This is a genomic window from Brevundimonas sp. DW-iso22 (genome assembly GCF_058725425.1).
This window is the reverse complement of record NZ_JBZXEB010000002.1, coordinates 114597-130215: the sequence shown is the minus strand read 5'-3', so window position 1 is coordinate 130215 and position 15619 is coordinate 114597. Positions and strand designations below refer to the sequence as shown.

The following is a 15619-nucleotide window of genomic DNA, read 5'->3' as shown; positions in this document are numbered from 1 at the left end:
AGGTTATAGGTTCCAGGGACAAGACCGAGCGATCGATCAACTGCCGCCCCTAGAACCTAGACCCTCAGAACAGGATCTTGCGGAAGGTCAGGCTGATCGTGCGCCCTTGAGGGTCCAGATAGTCGGCCTGGTAGTTCAGCGGCACGACGGAGCCGTCCTGGGTGGTGACCTCGGTGCGTGTGTCGAAGATGTTCTGGAAGCCGAGGTTGATGCGCGAGCCCTTGAGCCAGCCAAAGCGCTGAATCAATGACTGCTGCTGGTCCAGATTGACGAACATGTTGAGGTTGATCGTGGTCTGGTCCGAGAAGCGCAGGGTGTCGCCGACGGTGGTCGAGTCGCGCCAGTTGGCGTTGACGAACGCGCCCATGCCGTTCCTGAACACGCCGCCCTGGGCCTGGATTTCATGGCGCGGGCTGCCGCCGCGGCTGCCGGTCGCGCCGCCGTCCAGCAGGTCGATGACGGGTAGTCCGTCACGAATGACGATCTCGTCCTGCAAGCGCCAGGTATGGTAGATCGACAGGTTGAAGCGGCCTTGCCCCGGCTGCATGCCGCCACCACGACCGCGACCCCCGCCGCCGCCGAACCTGACGGCACCGCCGCCGGGCGGGCCTCCGGCACGGGGACCGCCGCCGCCCGGACCGCGCGCGCCGCGAGCGCCAGGCATGCTGGAGGCACCGGCCGCAGCCGGTGTCGGCGTTCCAAAAGCCCTGGAAAAGTTGAAGCCGGTGCGGATGTCCTGACGTTCGGCGCTGTCATAGCTCAATGCGCGCGCGTCGAAGAACACCAGATTGCCGTCCAGATCGCGCTCGAAGCGTTCTGGCAGGGCTGCCTCCAGTTCCCGCGTGATGGTCGGGAAGGCGGCGATGACGTCGTCGGTCTGGCTGACCGTCCAGGTCGAGGAGAGGCTGAAATCCTGTTCGTCGAAGGGCCGCAGGGTGGCCCCCACTTTGAAAACGCGGCGGTTGTCGGAGTTCAGGTCCGGGTTGCCGCCGTCTCTGCGGGTCACAAAGACCGTCTGGTTGGTGGCGAAGTCGAAGACCGGTACGTCCAGCGTCTCGATGATCGGATCGTTCAGCTGCGAGATCGAAGGCGCGCCCTGTTCGTCGGTATAGCTGACCAGGAAGGACAGGGGCTCGATCGGCGACCAGTTCAGGCCCACACCCACGACCGGCAGGCCGCCGAAGTCCGACAACTCCTCATAGCCCGCGTTGAAGTTGACCGACAGGTCGCCCAGGAAAGGCAGGACACCCTGATCTCGGTCGGCGATCGGGAAGGTGAAGCTGCCGGAGCCGGTGAAGCGGTCGCGCGACTGCGAGCGCTCGAACACGTCGCCGGAACGGACGCTGGTCGAATCCAGCGAGCGGGTGTCCGCGCCGACCTTGAAGGTCGAGGAGATGCCCCCGGCCGGCAAGTCGTAAAGATCGCCGGTCAGAACCAGCTCGGCCGCAAGCGACTGGGAGACGGAGTTGGCGGTATCACCGGCCAGCGAGGCGAAGTCGGCGACACCGACCGGTCCAAACGGATCGGCGGTGGTATCGCCGGCATCGATGCGATCCTGGAACGGCGACGCGCTGTAGCCGCGACCCGTGAAGGTGTCGGTTTCGGTGCGGTCGTAGTTGCCGCTGAAGGTCCATCGCCACTCCTCGCCGATGAAGCCGTCCAGGACGGTGCCGACATTGGCGGTCAGGGTGTCGGTCTTGCGACCGAGCGAGGCGGGCGCGTCGAGGTAGCGGAAGACGGTCTCACCATCAGCCATACCCGTGCCGACATTGGTACCATCGACGTCGATGACGACGCCGGGCAGGCCGTTGAAGCTGCGGGTGTTGGTGTTTTCAAGGCTGACGCTGAGCGTGCCCTGGGTGGTGCTGTTCAGGTCGCGCTTGACCGAGCCTCGGGCCTCCAGTTGTTCGCTCTGGGACAGCAGGGTGCGGTATGCTCCCTGATCGGCGGGGTCGCCGAACAGCGGGGCGGGCAGGTCGTCGGGATCACGGCGGATATCCCGCTCGGACTCGAACAGCGGGCTCGATCGGGTGTATTCGGCATCCACCGAGTAGCGGTTGCCGCCCGCAATGTTGAACAGGGTACTCTCCAGCTCGGTGGTCGTGCGACCGCCCTGGGTGGGGGCGCGGTAGGCCGCCTCAGCCGAAATCGAGCGGAAGTTGGCCTTCAGCACGAAGTTGACCACGCGCTGATCGGCGCGATAGCCGAACTGCAGCGCGACCTCCTCGGGCAGGATGTCGGTACGTTCGATGGCTTCGGTCGGGATGCTCTGGATTTCGCGGAAGCCCGAGATGCGGCGACCGTTGACCAGCAGGACGGGCTGACCGCCGTCGCGGCCCTGGGAACTGCGGGTGACCGGCTCCAGATAGGCGAGAAGTTCGGAGATGTTGGCGGCACCGTAGGCCTGGATCTGATCGGCCGTCAGCGACAGTTCGGGTTCGATATCGGTGTCGACGGCCCCGCGAGGGCGGCTGCCGGTGACGGTAACGGTGCCCAGATCATAGGCTTCCTCGTCCTCCTCGACCGGTGCCGAGGTGGCCGGGGCTGGCCGTGTGACCGGAGGCGGCGTCTGGGGTGCCGTTTGGGGGACCGCCGAGGCGGGGACAGTGCTGGCGAGCAGGCCGGACAGGGCGGTCGTGACGAGAAGCATGGGGCAATCCGAAGGGGGAAGAACAGGCTAAACGGGCGGGCCCCGAGAATCCGTCGTTAGGCGTGATCGTATTTCGATGTGTCGAGAAGAGGTCATCGCCGCCGGTATCGACGGTCGCCGGTGAACTTTCGGACAGGTTTGAGGCATCGCCGGGGCATGGCCCCGATGCCTCACGCGGGCAGGGTCAGCCGACCTCGCGCAGCACGTCTTCCAGACCCTGTTCCCGGACCTTGCGGTACAGGGTGGAGCGGCCGATGCCGAGGCGACGGGCGATCTCGGACATGTGGCCGGCATAGACCTCGATGGCGTGCTGGATCAGGTCGCGTTCGATCTCTTCCAGGGTGCGAAGGTGGCCACGGTCGTCGAGGATGCGAATGGGGCTGTCGGGAGGGAGAACGGCGGCTCTTGTAGCGGCCCCCTCCGTCTCGCCGCCAGGGCGGCGATCCACCTCCCCCATGAGGGGGAGGAGAGGGGCGGCCATGCCGGAAATGGCCGGGAAGTCGTGGGGTTGCAGGAAGGGGGCGTCGGCCAGGACAATGGCGCGATAGACGGCGTTCTCCAACTGACGCACGTTGCCAGGCCAGTCGAAGGCGGTCAGCAGGGCCAGGGTCTCGGGCGCGCAGCCCGTGACGCGGCGACCCTCTTCGGCATTGAAGCGGGCGATGAAGTGGTCGGTCAGGGCCGGGATATCCTCGCGCCGGTCGCGCAGGGCCGGGGCCTCGATCGGGAAGACGTTCAGGCGATAGAACAGATCCTCGCGGAAGGCGCCTTCCTTGACCTGCTGGGCCGGGTCGCGATTGGTGGCCGAGACGATGCGGACGTCGACCTTGACCGAGCGCTTGGCCCCGACGGGATCGACCTCGCCCTCCTGAAGCGCCCGCAGCAGCTTGACCTGCATGTCCAGCGGCAGTTCGCCGATCTCGTCCAGGAACAGCGTGCCGCCGTTGGCCTCCTGGAACTTGCCCAGGTGCTTGTCGTGGGCGCCGGTGAAGGCCCCCTTTTCGTGGCCGAACAGGATGGATTCGATCAGGTTGGACGGCAGGGCCCCGCAGTTAACGGCGACGAAGGGCTTGCCCGAACGGTCGGACGCGCCGTGCAGGGCGCGGGCGATGACTTCCTTGCCGACGCCGCTCTCGCCCGTGATCAGGACCGGAATACTGGACTTGGCGGCGCGGGTGCCCATGGCCTTGACCATGCGCATCGGCGGGCTGTCGCCGACCAGATCGTCGAACGAGGAACGGTTGGAGACCCGTTTGGTCAGGCGGCCGACCTCGGCCGTCAGCCGGGTCATCTGAAGGGCATTGGACACGCCGACTAGCAGGCGTTCGGCCGACACCGGCTTGACGAAGAAGTCCTGGGCTCCAGCCTGCATGGCCTTGACCACCGCATCCACGCCGCCGTTGGCGGTCAGGACGATGACGGGCGTGGTGACGCCGGCGGTGCGGATTTCGGCCAGGGCCTCCATGCCGCTCATGCCCGGCATGACCATGTCCAGCAGGACGACATCTGCCCCACCGCCCTTGGTCAGCCGGTCGATCGCCTCGCCACCAGATTCGGCATGGACGACTGCATAGCCTTCACGCTCCAGCACGGCCTGGGCCAGGCGGCGCTGGGTCGGATCGTCGTCGACCACCAGAACGGTCTTGGCCATGCGGAAACACCCTTCAAACATCACAGATCGTGGCCGGTCCTCGTTCAGCGGGACTGGTTCATTCCGGGACGTTTTAGGCCCGACAAGGTGAAGATCGGGTGGTCGGGAAGGGTGAGCGGGGGGTTAACGGGGTGAAGAAGTGAGCTCTTCCGGGCATTCGGGGTAGCCCTCTTGGTGCTGGAAACGCTCGCCGTTGATGAGTAGGTCTGGAAATCTAGGGCGCGCAGTTTCAAAACGGCCTTGGCGTAAAGCCTGACCCGGGTTCTTCGGATTTCTAAGGCAATAGTTCTGGCGGTAATTCACCCACTCGAACCACCGACCGTCATCTTCGATCTGGAAAACCATTACCTCGGTCTCGCCTGCGACAAGCACTTCCAGCCTGCCATCACCATCCAGATCCAGGACTACCGAGCCGCAAACCTTTGGGTCGGCACAGTGCGCGAGTTGGTTAGACAATCGCTGGAGCTGTTGTTGAAAAGATGCGGGGAGCGGTCTGCTGGAGGGTGCGATGTTGAGGTGCAGATCGGAGGCTGAGATTGGGGCGCGGCCTTCCCATCTTGCCTCATAGCGGTCAGTCCTAGCTTTACTTGTCTTCGCCAAGGTGGCGATGCGGGGGTCAGTTGATCCCCCCAGCTTGTCCAAGGCCGCCAGCCCCGCCTTGCCGCTCTCGAAGCGCAGGAAGCGGAAGTCGAACTGATCGACGGCGATCGCACCCCGCTCCAGCCGGGAGACCTGGTCGTTGACGGACAGGCGGGTGGGGTCGGCCAGGGGGCTGAACAGGGCCAGGATCAGGACGACGGCCAGGACGGCGGTCCAGACGTTGGTGCGCTCCAGAGGGGTCATCCAGGCGGCGTCGCGCTGCCAGAAGGGCCGCAGGGCGGCGAAGCCATAGCCGACGGCATAGGCCAGGCCGACGACGGCGCAGGCCAGGGCGATGATCCGGTCCGGCGTCAGGCCATGCTGGCCGATGCGCAGGGCCAGACCCCAGAAGGCGAGGATGACCAATGGCGTGATCAGGACGGCGGCGACGCGGACGGCGATACGAAGGACCGCGGGCGGCAGGTTGTCGGGGCGGCCATCCTGATAGGCGGTGTTGATCAGGATGATCAGGGCCGCAGAGGCGGACAGGACCAGGGCGGTCGCGCTGCCCGTGTTCCACAATCCAGCCAGGCCGGTGAAGGGCAGGGCGACAAGGAAACCCGCGACCAGCACCGTCATGACCAGCAGCAGCCAGGACAGCAGCATCAGCACGACCGTCCGCACGCCCCGGATCAGGCCGTCTCGCACGTCCGTCAGGTGAACCGCCACGGGGAAGACCAGGCAGGTGAGGGGGATGGTGAACCACTCCTCGCCGATCAGGTCGCTGAGGAAGGTCAGGCCGATGATCCTGAACAGCTGGGACCCCAAAATCAGCAGCAGCCAGAAAGCGCCGGTGAAGCCGATTGACAGACCCAGCTGCACGGCTGCCTTCCAGGCCGTGTCGAAATAGGTCGGGAAGGCCGCGATCCAGCGCCGCTCCAGATCGGCAGGCAGAATCAGGTGATGGCCGATGAACAGGGCAGTGGCGCTGAACAGGAACAGCGGCGCGGTGAAGAAGGGCGGCGAGCGCAGGGTGTCGGCGCTCTGACGCGCCACATCGTGCCAGCCGAGCAGGGCCAGGACGGCGGTCGCGGCGACAGCCCATATGGCGAGGGTGCGCCAGCGCATGCGGCCGACACCAGCTAGCAGGAGGACCGGCACGAAGAAGAAAACGAGCACCAGCGGTGCGAACAGTTCAGGGATGGTCCCGGGCCAACTGACTTTCGGGCATAGTTCCGGATCGTTGTCGCAAATCCACCCGACCGCCGAAACCGACCGATACAGCCACCACAAGGCGAGCCCTTGGATCAGGCCGATGCCCAACCGGATCGGGAACAGCAGGGGCGAAGTCGCACGGCCGAGGCTGTCGCGGCCGGTGGCTTCGGGTGTGGCCGTCTGGATGGACTCAGTCATCGTGTCGTTCCCGTTTGACGGATGTGAGCGCCTTCAGCGCCGCTTGTGAAGGGCGGACGCTTGAGTTTGACGGCGAGCCGTGTATAGAGCGCCCCTTCGCCGTCTGGACCTTACCGGTTCCGACGGTCCTGTCCGAGAACTTCGGGGTCTGGGGGTCACCCAGACCATAAATGTCAGAGAGCCCTCTGACGCCGTGGGGAGATGGGGATGCAGACGACGCCAGACGCGACCGGTATCCGGTCAGGTCGGGGTTGCAAGCCTCCTTCGGACAATACGACCGGCCAGAACGTCTCGCAGCGATGCGGAACGCTATGGCCAATCCGCCGTCGGGAATAAGCCCGCCGGTGAATGCAAGACTGGAGACCGCAATGGATCGCGCACAAAAAGCCGAGTCGATCGAAACGCTGAAGGGCGTTTTTGCCGACGCGGGTGCCGTGGTCGTGACCCACAACTTGGGTCTGACCGTTGCGGATATGGAAGACCTGCGTGGTCGCCTGCGTTCTGCGGGCGGCACGTTCAAGGTGGTCAAGAACCGCCTGGCGCTGAAGGCGCTCGAAGCCGACGAAGGCAGCGACTACCACGGCCTGTTCAAGGGTCCCGTGGGCATCGCCTATGCCGACGACGCGGTGACGGCCGCCAAGATCACCGCTGAATACGCCAAGGCCAACGACAAGTTCGTCGTCCTGGGTGGCTTCATGGGTGAGAAGGTTCTGGACGCGAAGGGCGTGGAAGTTCTCTCCAAACTGCCGTCGCTGGATCAGATCCGCGCTTCGTTCCTCGGCCTGCTCAACACGCCTGCGACCCGTATCGCCGGTGTGGTTCAGGCCCCGGCCGGCCAACTGGCACGGGTGTTCAACGCCTATGCGACGAAGGACGCCGCGTAAGCGGAACCGCCTCTTTCATCTCCGCACACCCTCTACTCTGAACCCAATCCCTCCGAAGGAATCTACTCCATGACCGACCTGTCCAAGATCGTCGAAGACCTGTCCAAGCTGACCGTCCTCGAAGCTGCCGAACTGTCCAAGCTGCTGGAAGAAAAGTGGGGCGTCAGCGCCGCTGCTCCGGTCGCCGTCGCCGCCGCCGGTGGTGCCGCTGCTGCTCCGGCCGAAGCCGCCGAAGAGCAAACCGAGTTCACCGTCGTCCTGCTGGACGGTGGCGACAAGAAGATCAACGTGATCAAGGAAGTGCGCGGCGTGCGTTCGGACCTGGGTCTGAAGGAAGCCAAGGACCTGGTCGAAGGCGCTCCTCAGAACGTCGTCGAGAACGTCTCCAAGCAGAACGCCGACGAAGTCGCCAAGAAGCTGACCGAAGCCGGTGCCAAGGTCCAGATCAAGTAAGATCGGGAAGTTGGTCTGCCCCTGACGCGCAAAGCGCGTCCGGGGTTTGCGAAATGAGCAGGTCCGGAGGGAAACCTCCGGGCCTGTTTTCGTTTGGGTCGTGGCATCGACGGCGTGGGCTTCCCACATGCCGTCTCTCCCCGAACCCGAAAGGCTGACCCCATGAAAATCCTGATGGTCCTGACGTCGCACGACAAGCTGGGCGACACCGGCAAGAAGACCGGCTTCTGGCTGGAGGAGTTCGCCGCTCCCTATTACGTCCTGAAGGATGCGGGTGCGGACATCACCCTGGCCTCGCCCAAGGGCGGCCAGCCACCACTGGATCCCAAGAGCGACGAGCCGGACGCCCAGACCGAAGCGACCGAGCGGTTCAAGGCCGACGCCGCCGCCAAGGCGGCCCTGGCCTCGACCCATCCGCTGTCAGAGATCAAGGCCGAGGACTATGACGCGGTCTTCTATCCCGGCGGTCACGGCCCAATGTGGGACCTGGCCGAGGACAGGACCTCGATCGCCCTGATCGAAGCCTTTGCAAAGGCCGACAAGCCCGTCGGAGCCGTCTGCCACGCCCCCGCCGCCCTGCGTCATGTGAAGGGTTCCGACGGAGAATTTCTGGTCAAGGGCCGCAAGGTCACCGGCTTCAGCAACACCGAGGAGGAGGGCGTCGGCCTGACGGACGTGGTGCCCTTCCTGCTTGAGGACGCGCTGAAACAGAATGGTGGCGACTATTCCAAGGGCGCGGACTGGGGTTCCTACGTCCTGACCGACGGCAAACTCGTCACCGGCCAGAACCCGGCGTCGTCGGAAGGCGCGGCTGAAGCCTTGCTGGCGTTGTTGAAGTAGGCAGTTGTAGTTCTCCCCCTCGCAACGACGAAGGGGAGAACCATTCCTAACGGCGACGTGGGGCCAGGATGTCGCCCAATATGTCCGGGGTCCCCTCGACCCGCTCCAGGCGCGGGTAGCGCAGGCCGTCGTGATAGGGGATCGACAGGGTACGGACGCGGTCGCCGTTCTTGACGGTCATCACAAGGGGTTCCGAACCCCCCTTAACCGCTGTGATGGCTTCCCGCAGGGCCTCGGCCGATGCAGCGCGATCGCCCACGGCGATCAGGTCCCAACCCGCCCCCAGACCCTGGTCATAGGCCACGCTGCCCCAGCGCACGCCGCCGATGCGATTGGTCGACGCCAGGCTGAAGCCCAGGGAATACTGGAAGTCGTTGGCCCAGCCGGTCTGGATACGCTTCTCGGCGTCGGACAGGCTGTCGACATAGACCAGACGGTAGCCGCCGCGGGAGATGCCATCCAGCGGGGCCCTCGCTTCGGGTCCAACCGTATCCAGGCGACCGCGCAGGAAGCCGGCCCAGTCATGGGGGTGGACGTCGTTCAGGGCCGCGACCAGCTCCTCGAACGTATAGCCGCGGGTCTGAACCTCGCCGTCCAGGCGGCCGAAGAAGCCCTTGGCAAAATCGTCGAGCGAACGCCGCCCGTTAGTGCCCTCACGGATCAGGGTGTCCGCGTCCAGCCAGACCAGCAGGGCCTCGTCATAGTAGTCGCTGGTCGTCCGCATCCACGACGGCCAGTTGCCCGGCACGCGATAGCCCAGCAGGTTGTGGTTCTGGGTGTCGTGCAGAGCGCGCCATTGGCGCCCCGGCTGGTTCTCGTAGAAGGCGGCGTGACCGGCCATGCCGATCAGCGTCTCGTCCTTGGTCGCCAGACCGGCGCGCGCCGCCAGCACCTCGCCCCAATAGGACGTCAGGCCCTCATAGACGAACATCAGCGTGTTCTGGGTCGGGACGTTGTAGTTGGCGGTCTGCTCGTCCGCCGGCCGCATATATTTGCCGTTCCAGGAGTGGACGTATTCGTGGGGCAGCAACTGGCGCGAGCCCAGCGAGCCGGTGCCGCGATTGAAGAAGTCGGGAGCCAGGGTATTCTCGGACGACCGGTGGTGCTCCAGCCCGATTCCGCCCAGTTGGTTGGTCAGGCCGACCAGGAACTCGTAGCGGTCGAACGGTCTGGCTCCGAACAGGCGGTCGGCCTGGACCACCATGGCCTCGAACTTGGCCATCAGCCCATCTGCCGGTTCGAGCTGCTCGGCCTTGTCGGCGACCACGTTCAGATAGACCGGCGAGGTCCCGTCGGCGTCCAAGGCAAAGCGTCGATAGTGGGCCCCGGCGAACATCGGGCTGTCGACCAGGGTGTAAAGGCTGACCGGTGCGAAGGTGGCCAGGCCGCCTTCGTTGGAAACGGTGTCCAGGGCGACGCCATATCCCCAGCCTTGGGGCAGGCGGATCGAAGGCTCGATCGTGATGCCGCTGGCGGCATAGCCGGCCGGATAGAGGACGGCCTTTTCCCACTGCATGTTGACCATGCCACTCGTCTGAACGACCCGCCAAGGACCGCCGTCGGGCTGGGTCAGCCACTGGAACTCGACCCGGATCTCCGTGATCCCCTGAGGAATGTCCAGGTGGAAGGCGTGGGGCTGAACGGTGTCGCGCAGCCACTCCAGCCGTCGGCCGTCCGGCGCGGTAACTGTCAGTCCGGAGATGAGTTGGATCGGACCCGTGTCGGCGTGGTTGCCGGGCAGGAACTCGGGATACAGAAGAGTGAAGGGTCCCGCCGACGGAACTGGGATGATTTGATTGACGCTGATGATCCGCCGGTCGCGGTCGGTGACGTCGGCCTCATAACGGATCACGCCCGGAAAGGTCGCCTGGGTCGGTGCTGGAATGGCCGGCTGCGAACGCGGCAGGGCCAGGGCCGCATCCTGCGGCTGGGTCAGCACCCGGCTTTGGGCCAAGGCCGGGGCCGCCATGATCAGGGCGGCGGTGCAGGCGGAAGCGCACAGCAGCAGGCGGGGCAGGGGACGCATCATCTCGGCACTTCCGGTAAAAAACGAGGAGCCGGAGATCACGACGCCAGGCCGCGCGGGTCAACCCGGCGAACGGTCGAAAGGATTACAATCCTGTAATCCGAGACTCAGGCGGCGGGCTGAACTTCCAGCAGTTCCACAGTGAACAGCAGGGTCGAGTTGGGCGGCAGGTCGTCGCCGCCGACCCAGCGGTCGCCGTATCCCAGCGAGGCGGGGATGACGAACTCGAAGGTTTCGCCCTCGCGCATCAGGGCCACACCCTCGGTCCAGCCCTTGATGACGCGGTTCAGCGGGAACTCTGCGGGCTCATTGCGGGAATAGGAGCTGTCGAACTCGCGCCCGTCCACGAAGGTGCCGCGATAGTGGACCTTGACCGTATCGGTGGCGATCGGCTGTTTGCCGCCCGGCTTGGCCGCTCCGACGCGACGGTACTGCAGACCGCTTTCGGTCGTGGTCCAGCCGCGTTTCGCTCCGTTAAGGGTCAGATAGGCCGCATTGCCGGCGTTCCAGTTCTCCTGGGTGTTGCTGCCCGAGAAGTCGAGGTCGACGGCAGTCTGGCTGGGCGCGGTGGCGCAGGCGGCAAGGGCCAGACTTAGGGACAGGGCAACGGCGGCGGTGCGGATATGGGTCATGGCGCGGACGCTAATTTCACCGCCAAGGCAAAGCAATGGGGGTTCGGCGAACCAATGCGCAATCTTTGAGACGAGGGCCTTTATTTCGCCGAAGAAGCGCGTATATGTCCGCTCTTCCGCAGAACTCCATGAGTCCGCGCGCGAAAGCGTCGAGGCCCGGTCCGTCGCCCTCCGACCGAGCGAAGACGCGCTCCTCCCCAAGGGAGCCCTACATTTCAGGTGTCCTGGAGCCGAAAGGCCCGAGGGTGGACGCCGAAACCGATGGTCACGGGTCGCCGGATTGGCGAAGCCGTGGCTGCTGCATTTGATCGCCGCCTGCCCGGGTGGCGTATTGGGAAGACAGAATGGCCAAGACCAACGCTGAACTCACCGCCCCCGGTCAGTTCGCCACCGCCACCTCGTTCACCGGCAAGAAGCGCATCCGTCACTCCTTCGGGCGTATCCCCGAAGCGATCCAGATGCCGAACCTTATCGAGGTTCAACGTGCCTCCTACGAGCAGTTCCTGCAGCGCGAAGTGCGCAGTGGTCCGCGCAAGGATCAGGGCATCGAGGCGGTGTTCAAGTCGGTCTTCCCGATCAAGGACTTCAACGAACGCGCCATCCTGGAATACGTCTCCTACGAGTTCGAGGACCCGAAATACGACGTCGAGGAGTGCATCCAGCGCGACATGACCTATGCCGCGCCGCTGAAGGTCAAGCTGCGCCTGATCGTGTTCGAGGCGGACGAAGAGACCGGCGCGCGCTCGGTCAAGGACATCAAGGAGCAGGACGTCTACATGGGCGACATTCCGCTCATGACAGACAAGGGTACCTTCGTCGTCAACGGCACCGAGCGGGTCATCGTCTCGCAGATGCACCGTTCGCCGGGCGTCTTCTTCGACCACGACAAGGGCAAGACGCACAGCTCGGGCAAGCTGCTGTTCGCCGCGCGGGTCATTCCGTACCGTGGTTCGTGGCTGGACTTCGAGTTCGATGCCAAGGATGTGGTCTACACCCGCATCGACCGTCGTCGTAAGCTGCCGGCCTCGACCTTCCTGATGGCCCTGGGCATGGACGGTGAGGAAATCCTCAAGACCTTCTACGACACCGTGCCCTATGAGAAGCGCGGCGAAGGCTGGGTCACCCCCTACAAGGCCGAGCGCTGGAGAGGCGTGAAGCCCGAGTTCGATCTGGTCGACGCCGACACCGGCGAAGTGATCGCTGCCGCTGGCACCAAGATCAGCGCCCGTCAGGCCAAGAAGCTGGGTGAGACGACTTCGTCGCTGTCGCTGGCCGCCGATGCCCTGCTGACCCGCTATCTGGCCGCCGACGCCGTCAACTACGAAACCGGCGAAATCTACGCCGAGGCCGGTGACGAACTGGACGCCCCGACCATCGAACTGCTGGAAAGCCACGGCTTCACCACCATCGACGTGCTGGACATCGACCACGTCACTGTCGGGGCCTACATGCGCAACACCCTGCGCATCGACAAGAACACTGGCCGAGAGGACGCGCTGTTCGACGTCTATCGCGTGATGCGCCCGGGCGAGCCGCCCACCCCCGAAGCCGCCGAGGCCATGTTCAACTCGCTGTTCTTCGACAGCGAACGTTACGACCTGTCGGCCGTGGGCCGGGTCAAGATGAACATGCGTCTGGAAACGCCGGAAGTGTCCGACGAAATCCGCGTCCTGCAAAAGGACGACGTGCTGAAGGTGCTGCAGATCCTGGTGGGCCTGAAGGATGGCCGGGGCGAGATCGACGACATCGACAACCTGGGCAACCGCCGGGTCCGTTCGGTCGGCGAGCTGCTGGAAAACCAGTACCGCGTCGGTCTGCTGCGGATGGAGCGCGCCATCAAGGAGCGCATGTCCTCGGTCGATATCGATACGGTCATGCCGCACGACCTGATCAACGCCAAGCCGGCCGCCGCTGCGGTTCGCGAGTTCTTCGGTTCGTCGCAGCTGTCCCAGTTCATGGACCAGACGAACCCGCTATCCGAGATCACCCACAAGCGCCGCCTTTCGGCGCTTGGCCCGGGCGGTCTGACGCGTGAGCGCGCGGGCTTCGAAGTCCGCGACGTCCACCCGACCCACTACGGCCGCATCTGCCCGATCGAAACGCCGGAAGGCCCGAATATCGGCCTGATCAACTCGCTGGCGACCCACGCCCGGGTGAACAAGTATGGCTTCATCGAGAGCCCGTACCGCCGGGTGAAGGACGGCCAGGCTCAGGACGAGGTGGTTTACATCTCGGCCATGGAAGAGGCGAAATACACGATCGCCCAGGCCAACATCGAGCTGAAGGACGGCATGATCGTCGAGGAGCTGGTCCCCGGCCGTATCAATGGCGACTCGCAGCTGCTGATCCGCGCCGACGTGGACATGATGGACGTGTCGCCGAAACAGGTCGTTTCGGTCGCTGCGGCCCTGATCCCTTTCCTCGAAAACGATGACGCCAACCGGGCCCTGATGGGCGCGAACATGCAGCGTCAGGCCGTGCCTCTGGTGCAGTCGGACGCGCCTCTGGTCGGCACCGGCATGGAAGCGGTCGTGGCCGTGGATTCCGGCGCTGTCGTGGTCGCCAAGCGTGACGGCATCGTCGAGCAGATCGACGGTACCCGTATCGTGGTGCGCGCCACCAACGAAGCCGACGCCGGCCGTTCGGGCGTCGACATCTATCGCCTGTCCAAGTTCCAGCGTTCCAACCAGTCGACCTGCATCAACCAGCGCCCGATCGTGCGCGTGGGCGATGAAGTGAAGGTCGGCGATGTGATCGCCGATGGTCCCTCGACGGACCTGGGCGAACTGGCTCTGGGCCGTAACGCCCTGGTCGCCTTCATGCCGTGGAACGGCTACAACTTCGAGGACTCGATCCTGATCTCCGAGCGCATCGTGCGCGACGACATCTTCACCTCGATCCACATCGACGAGTTCGAGGTGATGGCCCGCGACACCAAGCTGGGGCCGGAAGAGATCACCCGCGACATCCCCAACGTCGGCGAGGAAGCCCTGCGCAACCTCGACGAGGCGGGCATCGTGGCCATCGGTGCCGAGGTCCAGCCGGGCGACATCCTGTGCGGCAAGGTCACGCCCAAGGGCGAGAGCCCGATGACCCCGGAAGAGAAGCTGCTGCGCGCCATCTTCGGCGAGAAGGCTTCGGACGTGCGCGACACCTCCCTGCGCCTGCCGCCCGGCGTGGCCGGTACGGTCGTGGACGTGCGCGTGTTCAACCGTCACGGCGTCGACAAGGACGAGCGGGCCATCGCCATCGAGCGTTCGGAAATCGAGCGCCTGGGCAAGGACCGCGACGACGAGCTCAAGATCCTGGAGCGCAACGTCTATGGTCGCCTGAAGCCTCTGCTGCTGGGCAAGAACGCCACCTCGGGTCCGAAGGGCCTGGGTCGCGGTGAAGTCACCGAGGACAAGCTGGGCGAACTGTCGCGCGGCCTGTGGTGGCAGATCGCTCTGGACGACGAGAAGGCCATGGGCGAGCTCGAGGCCATGAAGAAGCAGTTTGAGGACGCCCGCAAGGCACTCGACCGCCGCTTCGAGGACAAGGTCGAGAAGCTGCAACGCGGCGACGAACTGCCCCCCGGCGTGATGAAGATGGTCAAGGTCTTCGTGGCCGTGAAGCGCAAGCTTCAGCCCGGCGACAAGATGGCCGGCCGTCACGGCAACAAGGGCGTCATCTCCAAGATCCTGCCGATCGAGGACATGCCGCACCTGGAAGACGGTACGTCGGTCGACGTCGTTCTGAACCCGCTGGGCGTGCCGTCGCGCATGAACATCGGCCAGATCTTCGAAACCCACCTGGGTTGGGCCGCCGCCGGTCTGGGCAAGCAGATCCAGGGTCTGCTGGAAGCCTGGCAGCAGGGCGGACAGAAGAAGGCGCTGATCGATCACCTGACCAGCATCTATGGTCCCGAGACGCCTCTGCCGGATACGGAAGAAGAGCTGATCGAACTGGCCAAGAACCTGTCCAAGGGTGTGCCGTTCGCCACGCCGGTCTTTGACGGTGCCCACATCGGAGACATCGAGGACCTGCTGGAGAAGGCCGGTCTGGATCGTTCGGGTCAGTCGATCGTCTATGACGGTCAGACCGGCGAGCAGTTCAAGCGTCCGGTCACCGTCGGCTACATCTACATGCTGAAGCTGCATCACCTGGTCGACGACAAGATCCACGCGCGTTCGATCGGGCCGTACTCGCTCGTCACCCAGCAACCGCTGGGCGGCAAGGCGCAGTTCGGTGGCCAGCGCTTCGGGGAAATGGAGGTCTGGGCTCTGGAAGCCTACGGTGCCGCCTACACCCTGCAAGAGATGCTGACGGTGAAGTCCGACGACGTCGCCGGCCGTACCAAGGTCTACGAGGCCATCGTCCGCGGCGACGACAGCTTCGAGGCGGGCATTCCCGAGAGCTTCAACGTTCTCATCAAGGAAATGCGCTCGCTGGGCCTGAACGTGGAGCTGGAGAACAGCTGACCGACCGGATGAACCCTCTCCGCGAAAGCGG

The 15619-nt window shown here is 64.9% G+C and carries 9 protein-coding genes; 4 read left to right on the top strand and 5 right to left on the bottom strand.

From position 1 onward, the window contains the following. Window positions 1-64: 64 nt before the first annotated feature. The 3 genes from AC4PRM_RS00640 to AC4PRM_RS00630 all read right to left on the bottom strand — a co-directional run bounded on the left by AC4PRM_RS00640 (window position 65) and on the right by AC4PRM_RS00630 (window position 6293). Window positions 65-2650 (bottom strand): TonB-dependent receptor, encoded by a 2586-nt coding sequence (locus AC4PRM_RS00640; protein WP_492038416.1) that lies wholly within the window; start codon window positions 2648-2650, stop codon window positions 65-67. Window positions 2651-2834: 184 nt separating this feature from the next. Further along, complete coding sequence (locus tag AC4PRM_RS00635; RefSeq protein WP_492038415.1) at window positions 2835-4301, bottom strand: sigma-54-dependent transcriptional regulator; 1467 nt, start codon at window positions 4299-4301, stop codon at window positions 2835-2837. A 123-nt stretch (window positions 4302-4424) separates the two neighbouring features. Further along, window positions 4425-6293, bottom strand: a complete 1869-nt coding sequence (locus tag AC4PRM_RS00630) for a DUF4153 domain-containing protein (RefSeq protein WP_492038414.1) — start codon at window positions 6291-6293, stop codon at window positions 4425-4427. Between the two features lie 368 nt (window positions 6294-6661). On the opposite strand from AC4PRM_RS00630, the gene rplJ reads away from it, so the two are divergent. The 3 genes from rplJ (at window position 6662) to AC4PRM_RS00615 (ending at window position 8470) form a co-directional block, all read left to right on the top strand. Beyond that, window positions 6662-7177 carry a 50S ribosomal protein L10 gene (rplJ, locus tag AC4PRM_RS00625; RefSeq protein WP_373255597.1) on the top strand — a complete coding sequence of 172 codons (516 nt, stop codon included), beginning with the start codon at window positions 6662-6664 and terminating at the stop codon, window positions 7175-7177. Between the two features lie 69 nt (window positions 7178-7246). Further along, window positions 7247-7630, top strand: a complete 384-nt coding sequence (gene rplL / locus AC4PRM_RS00620; protein ID WP_373255596.1) for a 50S ribosomal protein L7/L12 — start codon at window positions 7247-7249, stop codon at window positions 7628-7630. Window positions 7631-7792: 162 nt separating this feature from the next. After that, window positions 7793-8470, top strand: coding sequence for a type 1 glutamine amidotransferase domain-containing protein (locus AC4PRM_RS00615; RefSeq protein WP_492038413.1), 678 nt, complete (start codon window positions 7793-7795; stop codon window positions 8468-8470). Window positions 8471-8516: 46 nt separating this feature from the next. Here the strand turns inward: AC4PRM_RS00615 and AC4PRM_RS00610 are convergent, their stop codons facing one another. Both AC4PRM_RS00610 and AC4PRM_RS00605 read right to left on the bottom strand, forming a co-directional pair. Then, window positions 8517-10499 carry a M61 family metallopeptidase gene (locus tag AC4PRM_RS00610; protein WP_492038412.1) on the bottom strand — a complete coding sequence of 661 codons (1983 nt, stop codon included), beginning with the start codon at window positions 10497-10499 and terminating at the stop codon, window positions 8517-8519. A gap of 104 nt (window positions 10500-10603) precedes the next feature. After that, the gene (locus tag AC4PRM_RS00605) at window positions 10604-11128 is read right to left on the bottom strand and encodes an FKBP-type peptidyl-prolyl cis-trans isomerase (protein WP_492038411.1); all 525 of its coding nucleotides are present in this window, start codon (window positions 11126-11128) and stop codon (window positions 10604-10606) included. Window positions 11129-11472: 344 nt separating this feature from the next. On the opposite strand from AC4PRM_RS00605, the gene rpoB reads away from it, so the two are divergent. Beyond that, window positions 11473-15588 carry a DNA-directed RNA polymerase subunit beta gene (gene rpoB / locus AC4PRM_RS00600; RefSeq protein ID WP_492038410.1) on the top strand — a complete coding sequence of 1372 codons (4116 nt, stop codon included), beginning with the start codon at window positions 11473-11475 and terminating at the stop codon, window positions 15586-15588. Window positions 15589-15619: the final 31 nt, after the last annotated feature.

What these genes read in the sequence shown, in the direction of transcription:
- AC4PRM_RS00640 (WP_492038416.1), bottom strand. Translation starts at nt 2,650, where the DNA reads ATGCTTCTCGTCACGACCGCCCTGTCCGGCCTGCTCGCCAGCACTGTC.
- AC4PRM_RS00635 (WP_492038415.1), bottom strand. Translation starts at nt 4,301, where the DNA reads ATGGCCAAGACCGTTCTGGTGGTCGACGACGATCCGACCCAGCGCCGC.
- AC4PRM_RS00630 (WP_492038414.1), bottom strand. Translation starts at nt 6,293, where the DNA reads ATGACTGAGTCCATCCAGACGGCCACACCCGAAGCCACCGGCCGCGAC.
- rplJ (WP_373255597.1), top strand. Translation starts at nt 6,662, where the DNA reads ATGGATCGCGCACAAAAAGCCGAGTCGATCGAAACGCTGAAGGGCGTT.
- rplL (WP_373255596.1), top strand. Translation starts at nt 7,247, where the DNA reads ATGACCGACCTGTCCAAGATCGTCGAAGACCTGTCCAAGCTGACCGTC.
- AC4PRM_RS00615 (WP_492038413.1), top strand. Translation starts at nt 7,793, where the DNA reads ATGAAAATCCTGATGGTCCTGACGTCGCACGACAAGCTGGGCGACACC.
- AC4PRM_RS00610 (WP_492038412.1), bottom strand. Translation starts at nt 10,499, where the DNA reads ATGATGCGTCCCCTGCCCCGCCTGCTGCTGTGCGCTTCCGCCTGCACC.
- AC4PRM_RS00605 (WP_492038411.1), bottom strand. Translation starts at nt 11,128, where the DNA reads ATGACCCATATCCGCACCGCCGCCGTTGCCCTGTCCCTAAGTCTGGCC.
- rpoB (WP_492038410.1), top strand. Translation starts at nt 11,473, where the DNA reads ATGGCCAAGACCAACGCTGAACTCACCGCCCCCGGTCAGTTCGCCACC.